Annotated in this window: 13 protein-coding genes and 11 tRNA genes; 19 read left to right on the top strand and 5 right to left on the bottom strand. The window is 41.6% G+C overall.

Translation table 11 applies throughout. From position 1 onward, the window contains the following. Nucleotides 1-6: 6 nt before the first annotated feature. From pth to ACH784_RS03680, 13 genes are all read left to right on the top strand, one after another. Nucleotides 7-591: an aminoacyl-tRNA hydrolase gene (pth, locus tag ACH784_RS03740; RefSeq protein WP_404393660.1), complete on the top strand. Its 585-nt coding sequence runs from the start codon at nt 7-9 to the stop codon at nt 589-591. A 43-nt stretch (nt 592-634) separates the two neighbouring features. After that, nucleotides 635-1,726: a redox-regulated ATPase YchF gene (ychF, locus tag ACH784_RS03735; RefSeq protein WP_404393658.1), complete on the top strand. Its 1,092-nt coding sequence runs from the start codon at nt 635-637 to the stop codon at nt 1,724-1,726. A gap of 224 nt (nt 1,727-1,950) precedes the next feature. Continuing rightward, nucleotides 1,951-2,027, top strand: a tRNA-Met gene (locus ACH784_RS03730). 47 nt (nt 2,028-2,074) lie between these two features. Next, nucleotides 2,075-2,159 (top strand) — tRNA-Leu (locus ACH784_RS03725). Between the two features lie 43 nt (nt 2,160-2,202). Beyond that, nucleotides 2,203-2,277 (top strand) — tRNA-Gln (locus ACH784_RS03720). A gap of 5 nt (nt 2,278-2,282) precedes the next feature. Next, nucleotides 2,283-2,367: transfer RNA gene (locus ACH784_RS03715), tRNA-Leu, on the top strand. A gap of 38 nt (nt 2,368-2,405) precedes the next feature. Further along, nucleotides 2,406-2,480, top strand: a tRNA-Gln gene (locus ACH784_RS03710). A 3-nt stretch (nt 2,481-2,483) separates the two neighbouring features. Then, nucleotides 2,484-2,560: transfer RNA gene (locus tag ACH784_RS03705), tRNA-Met, on the top strand. Nucleotides 2,561-2,579: 19 nt separating this feature from the next. Further along, nucleotides 2,580-2,664: transfer RNA gene (locus ACH784_RS03700), tRNA-Leu, on the top strand. A 40-nt stretch (nt 2,665-2,704) separates the two neighbouring features. After that, nucleotides 2,705-2,779 (top strand) — tRNA-Gln (locus ACH784_RS03695). A 19-nt stretch (nt 2,780-2,798) separates the two neighbouring features. Further along, nucleotides 2,799-2,883: transfer RNA gene (locus ACH784_RS03690), tRNA-Leu, on the top strand. 160 nt (nt 2,884-3,043) lie between these two features. Beyond that, nucleotides 3,044-3,118 (top strand) — tRNA-Gln (locus ACH784_RS03685). A 22-nt stretch (nt 3,119-3,140) separates the two neighbouring features. Next, nucleotides 3,141-3,225, top strand: a tRNA-Leu gene (locus tag ACH784_RS03680). A gap of 148 nt (nt 3,226-3,373) precedes the next feature. Here ACH784_RS03680 and ACH784_RS03675 read toward each other — a convergent pair. Continuing rightward, a complete protein-coding gene (locus ACH784_RS03675; RefSeq protein WP_404393656.1) occupies nt 3,374-4,537 on the bottom strand; it encodes an FAD-dependent oxidoreductase in 1,164 nt (387 codons plus the stop codon). A 234-nt stretch (nt 4,538-4,771) separates the two neighbouring features. Here ACH784_RS03675 and miaB point away from each other — a divergent pair, with 234 nt between their 5' ends. The 6 genes from miaB (at nt 4,772) to ACH784_RS03645 (ending at nt 10,533) form a co-directional block, all read left to right on the top strand. Further along, complete coding sequence (miaB, locus tag ACH784_RS03670) at nt 4,772-6,205, top strand: tRNA (N6-isopentenyl adenosine(37)-C2)-methylthiotransferase MiaB (protein WP_404393654.1); 1,434 nt, start codon at nt 4,772-4,774, stop codon at nt 6,203-6,205. A gap of 54 nt (nt 6,206-6,259) precedes the next feature. Continuing rightward, nucleotides 6,260-7,303, top strand: a complete 1,044-nt coding sequence (locus tag ACH784_RS03665; protein ID WP_404393652.1) for a PhoH family protein — start codon at nt 6,260-6,262, stop codon at nt 7,301-7,303. Nucleotides 7,304-7,308: 5 nt separating this feature from the next. Further along, nucleotides 7,309-7,770: an rRNA maturation RNase YbeY gene (gene ybeY / locus ACH784_RS03660; protein WP_138480338.1), complete on the top strand. Its 462-nt coding sequence runs from the start codon at nt 7,309-7,311 to the stop codon at nt 7,768-7,770. Between the two features lie 43 nt (nt 7,771-7,813). Further along, a complete protein-coding gene (gene corC / locus ACH784_RS03655) occupies nt 7,814-8,692 on the top strand; it encodes a CNNM family magnesium/cobalt transport protein CorC (RefSeq protein WP_404393650.1) in 879 nt (292 codons plus the stop codon). Beyond that, nucleotides 8,685-10,247: an apolipoprotein N-acyltransferase gene (gene lnt / locus ACH784_RS03650; RefSeq protein ID WP_404393648.1), complete on the top strand. Its 1,563-nt coding sequence runs from the start codon at nt 8,685-8,687 to the stop codon at nt 10,245-10,247. The genes corC and lnt overlap by 8 nt, the downstream gene beginning before the upstream one ends. A 97-nt stretch (nt 10,248-10,344) precedes the next feature. Further along, a complete protein-coding gene (locus ACH784_RS03645; RefSeq protein ID WP_404393646.1) occupies nt 10,345-10,533 on the top strand; it encodes a hypothetical protein in 189 nt (62 codons plus the stop codon). Between the two features lie 42 nt (nt 10,534-10,575). Here ACH784_RS03645 and ACH784_RS03640 read toward each other — a convergent pair whose 3' ends face one another. The 4 genes from ACH784_RS03640 to ACH784_RS03625 all read right to left on the bottom strand — a co-directional run bounded on the left by ACH784_RS03640 (nt 10,576) and on the right by ACH784_RS03625 (nt 15,353). After that, a complete protein-coding gene (locus ACH784_RS03640; RefSeq protein WP_404393644.1) occupies nt 10,576-11,757 on the bottom strand; it encodes a heparan-alpha-glucosaminide N-acetyltransferase domain-containing protein in 1,182 nt (393 codons plus the stop codon). A gap of 394 nt (nt 11,758-12,151) precedes the next feature. Beyond that, nucleotides 12,152-12,376 carry a hypothetical protein gene (locus ACH784_RS03635; protein WP_404393642.1) on the bottom strand — a complete coding sequence of 75 codons (225 nt, stop codon included), beginning with the start codon at nt 12,374-12,376 and terminating at the stop codon, nt 12,152-12,154. A gap of 74 nt (nt 12,377-12,450) precedes the next feature. Further along, nucleotides 12,451-12,933: an FKBP-type peptidyl-prolyl cis-trans isomerase gene (locus ACH784_RS03630; RefSeq protein WP_404393640.1), complete on the bottom strand. Its 483-nt coding sequence runs from the start codon at nt 12,931-12,933 to the stop codon at nt 12,451-12,453. Between the two features lie 5 nt (nt 12,934-12,938). Next, on the bottom strand, nt 12,939-15,353 hold the full coding sequence (locus ACH784_RS03625) for a Lon protease family protein (RefSeq protein ID WP_404393637.1): 2,415 nt from the start codon (nt 15,351-15,353) through the stop codon (nt 12,939-12,941). Between the last annotated feature and the right edge of the window lie 31 nt (nt 15,354-15,384).

Here is a 15,384-nt window from a genome sequence, read left to right as displayed (position 1 = left end):
AGCACCTTGAATACTATTCAAATGCTTGTGGGCCTGGCTAATCCAGGCCCCGAATATGCTCAAACCCGTCATAATGCCGGTGCGTGGTTCATAGAAGAACTGGCAAAACGCTACAATTGCATCCTCAAACCTGATTCAAAACATCACGGCATCACTGGCAAAGTGATAATCAACAACCAAGAATTCAAACTGCTTATTCCTACAACTTATATGAACTTAAGTGGGAAAGCAGTATCAAGCCTTGCTAATTTTTACAAAATCCCAGCTGAAAATATTTTAGTTGCCCATGACGAAATGGACATGGAACCGGGGATCGCCAAAATCAAAAAAGGCGGTGGTCACGGTGGTCATAATGGCTTGAAAGACATTATTGCGAAAATGGGCAATAACAAAGAATTTATGCGTTTACGTGTTGGTATTGGTCACCCTGGACACAGAGATAAAGTGACAGGCTGGGTTTTAGGTAAAGCGCCTCAAGCCGACCAAGAAAAAATCGACGCTGTGGTTGATGAAGCTGTTCGCTGTATGGAAATTTTAGCAAAAGACGGTGTGTTAAAAGCACAAAACAGACTACATTCATTTAAGCCGTAAAATCGCTTACGGCAACAATTTGATTAACTGAAGGTTCAAAATTATGGGTTTTAAATGTGGCATTGTAGGTTTACCTAACGTTGGTAAATCAACCCTATTTAATGCATTAACTAAAGCGGGAATTGAAGCCGCAAACTTTCCGTTTTGTACAATCGAACCAAACACAGGCGTTGTTGCCGTGCCAGATCCGCGTTTAGACCAACTGGCTGAGATTGTTAATCCACAAAAAACAATCGCAACAACCATGGAGTTCGTTGATATTGCGGGTCTTGTAAAAGGCGCGTCAAAAGGTGAAGGTTTAGGTAACCAATTCCTTGCCAATATTCGTGAAACGGATGCCATTGGTCATGTTGTTCGTTGTTTCGAAGATGAAAACATTGTTCACGTATCTGGCAAAGTAAATCCAGCTGATGATATTGATGTTATCAACACTGAACTTGTTTTAGCAGACATGGAAGCTGCGGATCGCGCAGCTCAACGCAATGCTAAAAAAGCGAAAGGCGGCGATAAAGAAGCTAAATTCCAGAACGAAGTACTTGAAAAAGTGAAAGCGCATTTAGATGAAGGCTTAACACTGCGTTCTTTAGAGCTTAGTAAAGAAGAACTCGCTGCAATTAAGCCGCTTAACTTCTTAACAATTAAGCCAACCATGTATATTGCGAACGTTACTGAAGATGGTTTTGAAAATAACCCATTCTTAGAGCAAGTTCGTGAGATTGCTGCAAATGAAGATGCAGTTGTGATCCCTGTGTGTGCTGCAATTGAATCTGAGCTTTCAGAGCTAGAAGAAGAAGATAAGTTAGAGTTTATGGCTGATCTTGGTCTTGAAGAGCCAGGTCTTAACCTTGTGATCCGTGGTGGTTACGAGCTACTTAAATTACAGACTTACTTCACTGCTGGTGTAAAAGAAGTACGTGCATGGACTATCCCTGTAGGTGCAACAGCGCCACAAGCTGCAGGTAAGATCCATACAGACTTCGAACGTGGCTTTATTCGTGCGCAAACAATTGGTTTTGATGATTATATCGAATTCAAAGGCGAAAGCGGTGCGAAAGACGCAGGTAAAATGCGTCAAGAAGGTAAAGAATACATTGTTAAAGATGGCGATGTGATGAACTTCCTGTTCAACGTTTAATCGCTTTAACTGAGTGTTTTGAAAAGGAGACTTGATGTCTCCTTTTTTATTTTCTAAAAACAGCTCACTTTTTATCTTTTTATGGTTCATATTCAGCCATTTCGCGCAATTAATCCGCAAAAGAACTTTAATGACAACTTTTTTGCAAAAAAGGTGTTGACGAGTTTGGAGCATATCAGCATAATACGCCCCGCACCAGCGATGGTGACAAACTAAAAAGAGATGGCTATGTAGCTCAGCTGGTTAGAGCACATCACTCATAATGATGGGGTCCCCTGTTCAAATCAGGGCATAGCCACCATGCTTTTTAGAGTTGATTAGCAACTATAAAACTAACTACCTTGTAGTGCGGAAGTGGCGGAATTGGTAGACGCGCTGGATTTAGGTTCCAGTATCTTCGGATGTGAGAGTTCAAGTCTCTCCTTCCGCACCATGTTCTTAAAGTTTGAACTAAAAAAGCTTTTACTACCTTTAGTTGGAGTATCGCCAAGCGGTAAGGCAGCGGGTTTTGATCCCGCCATTCCCAGGTTCAAATCCTGGTACTCCAGCCAACATTGCGGAAGTGGCGGAATTGGTAGACGCGCTGGATTTAGGTTCCAGTATCTTCGGATGTGAGAGTTCAAGTCTCTCCTTCCGCACCATGTTCTCGATTAGAACTAAAATAATCAACTACCTTAGTTGGAGTATCGCCAAGCGGTAAGGCAGCGGGTTTTGATCCCGCCATTCCCAGGTTCAAATCCTGGTACTCCAGCCAAATGGCTATGTAGCTCAGCTGGTTAGAGCACATCACTCATAATGATGGGGTCCCCTGTTCAAATCAGGGCATAGCCACCATTTTCTTTAAAGAAAATATGCGGAAGTGGCGGAATTGGTAGACGCGCTGGATTTAGGTTCCAGTATCTTCGGATGTGAGAGTTCAAGTCTCTCCTTCCGCACCATGTTCTTGATTAGAACTAAAATAATCAAACTACCTTTAGTTGGAGTATCGCCAAGCGGTAAGGCAGCGGGTTTTGATCCCGCCATTCCCAGGTTCAAATCCTGGTACTCCAGCCATCTCTTTTGAGATAGAAATGCGGAAGTGGCGGAATTGGTAGACGCGCTGGATTTAGGTTCCAGTATCTTCGGATGTGAGAGTTCAAGTCTCTCCTTCCGCACCATGTTCTTAAAGTTTGAACTAAAAAAGCTTTTACTACCTTTAGTTGGAGTATCGCCTCGCCACGAAGTGGAAGCGGTAAGGACAGAAGAGAGAGGTTTTGATCCCTCACTCATTCATCCCCAGATTTAAGTCTTGAGACCAGCAGAAAGTTAAAATTTTGTTGGAGTATCGCCAAGCGGTAAGGCAGCGGGTTTTGATCCCGCCATTCCCAGGTTCAAATCCTGGTACTCCAGCCAATCTCTTACGAGAAAAAACATTGCGGAAGTGGCGGAATTGGTAGACGCGCTGGATTTAGGTTCCAGTATCTTCGGATGTGAGAGTTCAAGTCTCTCCTTCCGCACCATGTTTTCGAAAATTATCTAATCACCCTACCCTATAAATAAATCATCTATAATTTCCCAGTCTAAGTTTTATATCATTTTTCTCGCATACTTTTTTACACGCACAAAAAAAGCGAACCTTAGTCCGCTTCAATCAAAGAAATTGACTGATTAAAAATCACCGCCCATCGCATGCTTTAACACTTGCTTCTTCAGGACACCTGCATTGTCAGCCACTTTTAATGCTAAATTGCGAAGATGCTTTAATGGTTTTATGTCATTCGAGAAGCCAAAGTAACACGCATCCATCATGCTCATCATTGCCAAATTATCTAAACGACGTTTTTTCTCATATTTGTGCAAAGCTAAAGGGCAACCGAAATCGTCTGTCGATTCTAATGCTTCGGCTAGCGCAGCGACGTCTTTAAAGCCGAGGTTAACTCCCTGTCCTGCCAATGGGTTAATCGTGTGGGCTGCATCTCCCACAAGTACAACTCTACCTTGTGAATAAGTATTGGCATGTTGCCTAGCAAGCGGAAACACCGCCTTTTCTTCAACACTAAAGTCGCCAGGCAACGCAAAGAAGTTTGACTGAATTTCAGCTTTTAATTGTTCATTCGATAGTTGTTTCAATCTAGCAAGCTCAGCACTATCGTGATACCAAATTAAATTGGCATACGGTGCTTGCATAGGCAGAAACGCAATTGGGCCCGTCTGTTTAAATTGCTGCCATGTTTTTGTTTGCTGCGGTGCATCAATTTTTATTAGTACACCCATACAGCTTTGTTGATATTGCCAGCCTGTAACACCTATTCCAACTAAATGTCTTACCTGTGAGCGACCACCGTCAGCGGCAACAAGCAAATCAGCCGTGTAACTTTTGTTTTTATAATGCAGTGTAACGGTATCATCAACTTGCTCTATGCTCACTGGTAAACCATCAACTTGCTCAACTTGTATTTGCCATTGCTCAAATTGCGCCCATAAACTGGCTTGCGTTAAGCTGTTTTCGATAAGGTGGCCAAGGTGACTCGTACCAACTTCTTCACTATCAAATAACAATGAGTTTTTTGCTGACTCATAGGCTTCTAGCTGGGTATAAGGGGCAATTCTATTTTCTCTGAGTAAAGGCATTGCGCCTAACTCATCAAGTAAAGCTTCTGAAAAGCGGTTGATGGCAGAGATTCGAATATCAATTTTTTCACTCGCAAGCACCGCATGAGGGTCGATACACTGTTGCTCTAAAACTGTTACCGATGCGCCCTGTTTTGCTAGCTTAATTGCTGTAGCCGCACCGACCATGCCGCCACCGACTAAAACCACCTTGTTTTTCATCTATTTTGCCTCTTAAAAACAATGTCGACATTGTACCGCAAGCCACGCTAATTTGTCTGACTGTAATGTGCAAAATACGTTTCAATTTGATCACGCTTTGCAAAGTTAAAAACTATACTTGGCTAGATGTGCTTGGTCATATAAAATACGCGTCCTTTAAGTTGTGCGTATACTTTTTAGGTCTAAGCAAGTGGCCTAAATCAGAGTCCGAATTGAAAACGAGGCAATATTTCAATGAGTAAAAAATTGCATATTAAAACCTGGGGTTGTCAGATGAACGAGTACGACTCGCAGAAGATGGCTGACCTGTTAGATGCAACCAATGGTTATGAAGTAACCGAAGAAGCTGAACAAGCTGATGTTATCTTACTCAACACCTGTTCAATTCGTGAAAAAGCACAAGAGAAAGTGTTCCATCAACTAGGTCGCTGGAAGTTATTAAAAGATGACAACCCAGATCTAGTTATTGGTGTGGGTGGTTGTGTAGCTTCACAAGAAGGCGACACTATTCGTCAACGCGCACCGTTTGTTGATATCGTATTCGGCCCGCAAACATTGCACCGTTTACCTGAGATGATCAAGCAAGTACAAAGTAAGCAAGGTGCGGTTGTTGATATTTCATTCCCTGAAATTGAAAAGTTTGACCGTCTTCCTGAGCCTAAAGCAGAAGGCCCTACGGCATTCGTTTCAATTATGGAAGGCTGTTCTAAATACTGTACTTTCTGTGTTGTACCTTACACCCGCGGTGAAGAAGTAAGCCGTCCGTTAGATGATGTGTTACTAGAAGTTGCACAACTTGCTGAGCAAGGTGTACGTGAAGTTAACCTACTTGGCCAAAACGTAAATGCATTCCGCGGTGAAATGCACGACGGTGAAATCTGTTACTTCTCAGATCTACTACGTTACGTTGCTGCCATTGATGGTATTGACCGTATTCGATACACCACATCTCACCCAGTTGAATTCACGCCAGACATCATTGAAGCTTATGCTGACGTGCCTGAGCTTGTAGATCACTTACACTTACCGGTACAAAGTGGCTCTGACCGAGTTCTAAACCTTATGAAACGTGGCCATACAGCATTAGAGTACAAGTCAACTATTCGTAAGCTACGTAAGATTCGCCCTAACCTGTCAATGTCTTCTGACTTCATCATTGGTTTCCCGGGTGAAACAAACGCTGACTTTGAAGCAACAATGAATCTGATCAATGACATTGGTTTTGATATGAGCTTCAGCTTTATCTATTCAGCACGCCCAGGCACGCCTGCGGCAGATTTGCCTGATGATGTTTCAGAGCAAGAGAAGAAAGAGCGTCTTTACATTCTTCAAAACCGTATCAACCAAATGTCTCAAGATATTAGTCGTAAGATGTTTGATACTGAGCAACGTATATTGGTTGAAGGTCCATCGAAGAAAAACCCAATGGAACTGCGCGGTCGTACCGAAAACAACCGTGTTGTGAACTTTGAAGGTCCTCATTCGGTGATCGGTCAGTTCGTTGATGTACGTATTACCGAAGCTTTACCTAACTCTTTACGTGGTGAGCTAATTCGTACAGAATCAGAAATGAATTTAAGGAAAGATGTTTCACCTGCCGATATTTTAAATCGTGCGCCGTCGGAACCCGAAACCGATGAGTTAGGTGTTGCAACCTTTACACCTTAGTTAAATACAGATTGCGCCAGCACTTTTGCTGGCGCGGTTTTACAGGAAGCAATTTTGAGCAGTCAACTAAAGAATATTGAATTTTATTTAGAGCCCGCCGACAACGTTCGCCTTTCATCACTTTGCGGCCCTTTTGACGAGAATTTAAAACAAATAGAACGTCGCCTTGGGGTCGAAATCACACACAGAGACAACTGGTTTAAAGTGACTGGACAACCTGTTCAAGCTAAAGCCGCTACCGATATCTTAAAAGTTTTATACATTGATACTCAGCCTGTGCGTGGCGAAGTAAATGAAATTGAACCTGATAACGTGCACTTAGCGATCACTGAAGCAAACTGTCTAGAGCAAGATGCACCGAGTGTATGGAATGAAGAAGTTTATATTAAAACCCGCCGTGGTGTGATTAAGCCTCGCAATCCGAATCAAAGTCAGTATGTGGCTAATATTCTTCGTCATGATATCAGTTTTGGTATTGGTCCTGCAGGTACTGGTAAAACCTACCTTGCAGTTGCCGCTGCTGTTGATGCACTAGAACGTCAAGAAATTCGCCGCATCTTATTAACTCGCCCTGCGGTTGAAGCCGGTGAAAAGCTTGGCTTCTTACCTGGCGATTTAACACAAAAAATCGACCCATACCTGCGACCACTCTATGACGCATTGTTTGAAATGCTTGGCTTTGAAAAAGTTGAACGCTTAATTGAAAAAAATGTCATAGAAGTTGCACCGCTTGCCTATATGCGTGGTCGAACGCTTAATGATGCCTTTATTATTCTGGATGAAAGCCAAAACACCACCACAGAGCAAATGAAAATGTTCTTAACGCGTATCGGCTTTAATTCAAAGGCAGTGATCACAGGTGACATTACGCAAGTTGATTTACCTCGTGGAGCGCGCTCTGGTCTTCGTCATGCCATTGAAGTACTGAGTGATGTCGATGAGATTTCATTTAATTTCTTCAAGTCACATGATGTTGTTCGTCACCCGGTTGTGGCACGTATTGTTGAAGCATACGAGAAGAAAGAAGAATCTGAGCGAAAAGAAAAGGCCGAAAAAGAACGCCTTCGCAAAGAAGCGAAAACGAATCAAGCTGAGTAACGAACATGAGCGTTGAATTAGATTTACAAATTGCCTGTGAGTTTGAAGATTTACCTTCACATGAACAGTTTGAGTTATGGGCCGACAAAGCCCTATCTGCGTATCGTGAACATGCAGAGTTAACTATTCGTATTGCTGATGAAGCAGAAAGCCAAGAGCTTAACAGTCAGTATCGTGGTAAAGACAAGCCAACTAACGTGCTGTCTTTTCCATTTGATGCGCCACCAGGCATCGAACTCCCTCTTGTTGGCGACTTAATTATTTGCCCACAAGTTGTGAAAGCAGAGTCTATAGAGCAAGAAAAAAGCTTTCATGAGCACTTTGCTCATATGACAATTCATGGCTGCTTGCATTTACTTGGATTTGACCATATAAATGAACAAGACGCCATTGAGATGGAAGGCATCGAAAAAACATTATTAGCCGAATTGGGCATAGACGATCCATATCGTGATGATGCTTACTAAGTTCGACTAACAGAATTTTATTTAATTGGAGATATAAAAAGAAATGAGCGACGATAACTCGCAAAGTAGTCAGGGTTCTGCTGGCAAAAGCTGGCTAGGACGCATTACCCAGATGCTGCAAGGAGAACCCCAAAATAAAGAAGAGCTGGTTGAAGTCATCGCAGATGCGCAAGAGCGTGCACTCATCGACCCTGAGACCAAAGACATGATGGAAGGCGTATTAAGCGTCTCTGAACTTAAAGTTCGCGATATTATGATCCCTCGCTCTCAAATGATTACTTTAGATGTAGATGAGTCTCTAGAGCATCAACTACCGATTATGGTTGAATCATCACACTCTCGCTTTCCAGTGATCTGTGAAGACAAAGACCATGTTGAAGGTATTTTACTAGCTAAAGACTTACTGCCGCTGATTTTGGATAAATCTGATGCTCTACCGGCATTAAGAGAGTATCTTCGCCCAGCTATTGTGGTACCAGAAAGTAAGCGTGTTGACACCTTACTAAATGAGTTCCGACAAAAACGTTATCACATGGCTATTGTTATTGATGAGTATGGTGGTGTTTCTGGCCTTGTTACTATCGAAGACATTTTAGAAACCATCGTTGGCGAAATTGAAGATGAACATGATGATGATGAAGATCATGATGATATCCGCCAATTATCGAAGCACGTTTATACAGTTCAAGCGCTAACACCGCTTGATGAGTTCAATAACTTCTTTAATACAAGCTTCGATACTCAGGAGGCTGATACTATTGGTGGTATTATTCTTCATGCCTTTGGCCACATGCCGAGTCGTGGTGAAACAATCGACATCGAGCCACTACAGTTTAAAGTAACAAACTCTGATAATCGTCGTATTATTCAACTTCAAGTAACAGTACCAAAAACTGAAACTACCGAAGATCAAGTTGAGTAAGCTGTTTTCCCTCTTTTCTAACAAACATGCTTGGCTTGCTTTTATTGCAGGCCTTGCCATGACCTTTAGCTATGCGCCATTTAATCTATGGCCGATTGCTATTTTTTCACTCGTTGCAGCTTGTTACGTAACCGATAAACACTCTACCCGAAGCGCTGCTAAGTATGGCTTTGCTTTTGGTTTTGGCTGGTTTGCACTCGGTATTAGCTGGGTACATGTCTCTATAGCTCAATTCGGTGGATTACCTTTACCAGTTTCTTTATTACTGATGGGGTTGCTCTGTGCCTATTTAGCAATTTATCCTGCGCTGGCTTTTGCGTTCGCGGCGCGATTCAGCCAGAGCGCATGGCAAAGGATCACATTGTTAATAGTCGGCTTTGCCATTACAGAGTTCCTACGTGGCAAGTTATTAACTGGCTTTCCATGGCTCAGTTTTGGTTATGCCTTTACTGATTCACCACTTAACATCTTTGCGCCCTTAATTGGCGAGTTTGGCTTAACTTTACTGGCTGTGTTTCTTGCTAGTAGCATTTATTACAGCATTAAAGCAAAACATGCTTCTTTTTCTCTTTCAGCACTTGTTGCTCTGCTCTGTTTATACCTTACAAGTAGCTTCACAGCTTCTATTTCATACTCTGATAAGCGAATTTCAACTTTGCTTGTACAAGGCAACATCCAACAGAGTTTGCGCTGGGAGCCAGAACAGTTTTGGCCAACCATGTCAAAATACCGTGATATGACTCGAGTTGAATGGAGTGAGACAGACTTAGTCGTCTGGCCTGAAGCGGCAATACCCGAAATTGAAGATATGGCAGCACCATTTTTAGAAGGGCTAGATAAAGCTGCCGCCTTTAACAATACCGCAGTGATCACAGGCATCCCTGATTACCAGTTTGATACCAAAGCGGTCTACAACACGCTTATTGTTTTAGGTAAGAAATACCCAGACTCTAGTGAAGGCCACTACAACTACTTACATTCAAATAGGTACCAAAAGCATCAACTTCTGCCTATTGGTGAGTTTGTGCCATTTGAAGATATTCTCAGACCGTTAGCCCCTTTGTTTAACCTCGCAATGTCCTCATTTTCTCGAGGCGAGCGCGTGCAAAACAACCTCATTGCCAACGGCTTACATATTCTTCCAGCTATTTGCTACGAAATCGTATTTAGCAATTTGGTTAGAGATAACTTCACAGAGCAATCTGATATTCTCTTTACAGTCAGTAATGACGCTTGGTTTGGAGATTCTCATGGCCCCCATCAGCATATGCAAATTGCTCGAATGCGTGCCCTAGAGTTGCAAAGACCGCTTATTCGCGTGACCAATAATGGCATTACAGGTGTCTATGATCCTATCTCTAAAACTGAACAAACCATTGCTCAATTTGAAGCAAATGTACTGAAAGCAAAAGTACAACTAATTAATGGCTTCAGTCCTTTCAGTAAGTATGGTCATTCACCAATTTGGATCTTAGTATCACTGCTTACACTCACCGTATTGGCCAACAACACCAAACGCGCTTTACTTAGTCGATTTGAAAAGAATTTTTTGTGATTTATTCTTAAATTAATTTCAACTCTTTATTTACATATCAATTTAAGTTACCTTTTTAAGGTCCATTTTGGACAATGAATTAAAAGGAAAATTAGAAATGAAAATTGTATTAAAGAAAAAGCAACTTAAAAGCCTAAATAACAAAACTATTTCATCGGCAGCTACGCCAGCAATCGTTGGAGCAAATGGTGGTAACGGTGCATGTGGAACAACAGAATATTGCCACTTCGACAAACAGCTAGTTCCTGGCGACACCAATGTGAAAACAGTGCCAATTACCTTCTAAGTTGTGAAAATAAAGCGGCATTTGCGCCGCTTTATTAAAACTTTAGAGTTTAAGCCTCAACCCTAATTTATTCAGAGCGGTTACTGCAAACATCATTGCTATCGCAAAACCAAAACTCCAGATCATACCTAACACGCCGCTACTCACCATTTCAGGCCTCGCTGGTATACTAAACAGCTCAAGTAAGGCAATAATAATAAATGGAATGATATAAATTAGTAATGGGTTATTCGCTGCAGGTTCGAAAACCTTGCACCATTGCATCGACTGCTTCACTTCTACTATATAGAAAATCACGCCAAAAATAAGCGCACAGAAAAACACACTCATCAATGCCCAACTTGGTGTAGCCCAAATTTTAGAAACAGGCCAATGCCACCAGCTCAACAAGGTCAATACTGCCGCTAAAACAACATACATTAAATAGTACTTCCACTTATTTACGCTATGCTGAGTGTGATAGAAAATAAAGCTCATAATCACACCGGCGAGTACAATCATGGCATGACTGTTATTTCGATTTTCTTCAATGAGTCTATCAAGCGCGTTGTTGATACCAGACAGTTGTTCAACCAGGAAAAACAATAAAATAAAACCGAGGCATGCGGTGATTAGTTTGACTAAGTTCTGCTTACTTACCAAATAAACTGCAACGCTAATAATAAACGCCCAACCTATAAGTCCTAAAATACCCCACCACTGAGGTGTCATAGTGACATAAGGGCCTTTGTAGACAACAGCCAAAACAATCAAGCCTGCAATACCAAGAGCCTTCAACCCCTTAACTAACTGTGCTGACATATGCTTAGGATAATGACTCCAAATCAACAGCACACTCACATACATCAACAAAGTCCAAAGAGGCATCGAGATCGGCATGAGGCTTTCATCAAACCCATAAATACTGTTCACCATATAAAAGCCAATAACAATTAACCCGAAAGCTCTAAAAATGGCATCTTTGAACAGTGCTTTACTATCATTACCTTTAGACATTTTTGCTTGGGTAGAGAATGGGATAGACATACCAACAATAAATAAGAAAGCCGGGAATACCAAATCCACAAATGTCATGGCGTTTGCATCAGCTGGTAAGTGAGTCATCCATACAGGTATATTTTTAATTGCGGCCAATTCGTTCACAAATACCATGGTCAAAATGGTAAAACCACGAAACACATCTATGGCTAAGATGCGCCGATTAGGCAAGATTTGCTGAGTCATTTTATTCCCTCTAAGTAATTGACCCACAAAGCTACCCAAAGCAATTCAAGGCTGCAATTAAACACTATGAATCTCAGCTGAAAATTGGTCTCTAATGACCTATCTAAAGGCTAAATAAATGAAGTGCTTTCAAGTTATTATCAACTAAAGCTGAATAAATAGAGAAGAGAGTTAGGACTAATACAATAAATGTGAATTCAAATAATAAATTAACGTAAATTTTCTATAAATCTGAATTATAAATAAAAGTACAAGATATGATTATATACCCAACCCTGAAGGAGCGAGTTTTTACTTGATTGTTTTTCAATTAAACAAATGCAGCAATGACAAAGCCGACTAATGCAGCTAAAACACACACAATTTCAGTTTTACTGGTGTAGTGCATTAACTTTTATAGTGTTTCATCACTCGTCTGACTTAACTCTCCGTGTTGTATTGATTCTTCTAGCGCACTAATAAAAGCACGGTTTGCCCCAATTTGCATTTTATCTTCGCTTAAGCGCTTAAAAATATCGGGATAAGCATTCGAAACATAATGCTTTATAGCTTCTAGTCGCTTAAGCCTAAAATAAACATATGCAAACAACATTGATACTATTAATAAGCCTTGTAACATTGTCATCCTTCCTTTGCTTTGAAGCTAAAATTAAGCAAAAAAGGAGGCTGAGCCTCCTTTAAGTTGTTTTAACTTTACGATTCTATTTTTAATAACTCAACTTCAAAAATAAGTAGTGAGCCTGCAGGAATTTTACCAGCAGCACGATCTCCATAGCCTAAACCAGGGCTAATATAGAATTTATACTTACTACCCTCAGTCATCAATTGCACACCTTCAGTCCAACCTGGGATAACTTGGTTCAGACCAAAGCTAATTGGGCTATTTCGCTCAACTGAGCTGTCGAACACAGTGCCATCAGCAAGCGTGCCATGATAATGCACTTTTACCTTACTGGTTGCAGTTGGTGTCTTGTCACCGTCACCCTGTGTAATTACTTCATACTGTAACCCTGAGGCTGTTGTACTCACTCCCTCTTTTTTGCCATTCTCTGCTAAAAACTCAGCCGCTTTGATGCGATTCTCTGCGGCTGCCGCTTTATTTTTTTGCGAGTTACGTGAAAAGAGTGCTATCAAAATAACAATCACAATGACTAAAATCACATTAGTAGTCGACATACGTTCTACTCCTTATCTTGTTCTGTTTGTTCTTCTTTTTCATTATCGCCACTCACTACATCCGCTATTTGCTGTAACCGAGCCAATGTTAGGGCATTGATAGAGTCTTCTGGGTATTCTCCATCTACTAACTCACCCGCTTCTCGGTTCATCAGTAAGCTCAATGCTTCATCCACGTTTGAAACCGCATAAATATGGAAACGACCCAGTTTAACTTCATTTAGTACTTCGTCATCTAACACCAAGTTAACGCGGTTAGACTGTGGAATGATCACACCTTGCTGACCTGTTAAACCCCGCATTTTGCAAAGTTTAAAGAAGCCTTCAATTTTTTCGTTTACACCACCAATCGCCTGTACTTCACCATGCTGATTGATTGAGCCTGTCAGCGCTAAAGACTGGTTAATTGGTAGTTGAGTGATAGCTGAGATTAAACCACATAATTCTGCAAGCGAGGCACTATCGCCGTCGATATATCCATAACTTTGCTCAATCGCAATATTGGCGCTGAGTGTTAAGCTAAAGTTTTGCGCATACTTATTACCTAGGTAGCCTGTTAATAGCATCACACCTTTAGAGTGAATTGACTTACCTAAATCCGCTTCACGTTCAACATCAATCACACCATCAGAACCTGCGTACACAGTCGCGGTAATACGCGCTGGTGTACCAAATGCGGTATCACCAATATGCAATACCGTCAGACCATTGATTTTGGCGATGGCTTCGCCTTCCGTTTCAATCAAGGTGTGGCCTTCTTTAATATCACTCAGCATATTTTCACTAAGTTGGCCGGTGCGGTATTGTTTACCTGCAATGGCTTCATCAATGTGCTCTGCGGTAACATCTGTTACATTGTCTTGTTTTGCATAAAAGCTTGCTTCTGCAACTAACTCAAGCACATCTGCAAATCGCGCTGACAGTTTAGTGTGGTGCTCAGCTTGGCGATAACTAAACTTAAGCAAACGAGCAAGGCCGCATGCTGAAATACCGCAATTTAAAGTTTTATCGCAGTACTCAAGTACTTTAGTGATGAACTGATATTGAAGTTTATCGCTACTTGGCAAGTAGTAATCAAAATCAGCCAATACTCTAAATAGCTCTGCAAACTCTTCATCGTAATCACTGATGGCATAATATAAGTCACGTGAGCCCAACAAAATAATTTTCACATCGAGTGGAATTAACTGAGGGCGGAGCGTGAAACTGCTGCCTACTGAGCTGTCTTGATATGGCAAATCGTTCTTTATCTGGTGGGTTTTAAGCGACAGCTTTAGGCCATCCCACACTTGCGAGTTAGCCAATACTTTATCGGCATCCATGATCAGGTAACCACCATTGGCCTTATGTAACGCACCCGGTTGGATTGAACGATAACTGGTGATTAAGTTACCTTGAGAAGTGGCATACTCAACCTTACCAAAAATATTACCAAAAGTTGGGTTTGGCTCGTACACCACAGGTGCAGGCTCCCCATCTTTATATTCAACAAGAATATTTGGAGCAAAAAAGTCATTCAACATGCCGCGATGATCGAACTCGTCTTTATTTTCCTCGCTGCCGCTGTCATCAAGCCATTCGAGTACCGCATCGACAATCTCGGTTCTCACATCTTTTAAATAACGAATAACGCCAATATGGCTGGCATATTTAAGTTCTAACTTTTTCAGTAAAGGCTTAGTAGCAGTTTCAACGGTTTGTTTTTTGAGATTTCTTAGTTTTTCAGACGACTCTCGCTTCCAACGTGGTAGTTCAATTAACGCCTCAATCAGGTCATCTTCAAGCTTTTCAATGGCATCAAAAAAGTGCTCCTGCACTTTCTCATCAAGCGCGGCAAATTCTGCATCATCTAATTGTTTGCCGTCGATCACTGGCGCAAAAGCGACCTGATTACTTTCTTCTATCAGTGCCACACTTTTTTTAGCCGCAAGCTCTGCGACCGCAGTGATCGCAGCGTCATACTTGTTATCAAATTCTTTATCGATGGATTTCTTTTTACGCTGATAACCTGGGTTATCGAACGCTGCCGGAAAAGTATCGGCTACTTCATCTAAAAATTCATCGATGTCATCAGCAAGCTCTTTACTTTGGCCTGGCTGCATAAACAAGGCGATAGGCTTACGGTGATCATCGTAATTGTTGACATATAACCATTCGTTTGGAGTTGGCTTGGTTTTACTGTGAGCTTCTAGCTTATCTTTTACCATGGTAAAACGGCCTAATGCCGCTTCACCCATCACAAAGGTATTGTAGCCTGGTAAATCCATGCCTAGTGCGAAGTCTAAGGCACTTTGAGCGCGTTGCTGACCTATAAATGTCAGTGCTTCTGGGTAAGGGTTGCGCACGCATGACTCAACATGCGCAAGTGAAACGGTTGGCGCTAAGGCCTCAATAGGTAAAGGTGCTATCTTATTTGTCATTCCTAACTTCTTTTTATTATCTAACCAAATT

It is taken from the genome of Pseudoalteromonas phenolica (assembly GCF_044788725.1).
In the GTDB taxonomy this organism is placed as follows: Bacteria; Pseudomonadota; Gammaproteobacteria; order Enterobacterales; family Alteromonadaceae; genus Pseudoalteromonas; species Pseudoalteromonas phenolica_C.
The sequence above is the reverse complement of the archived record's forward strand: the minus strand, read 5'-3'. Positions and strand labels throughout refer to the sequence as shown.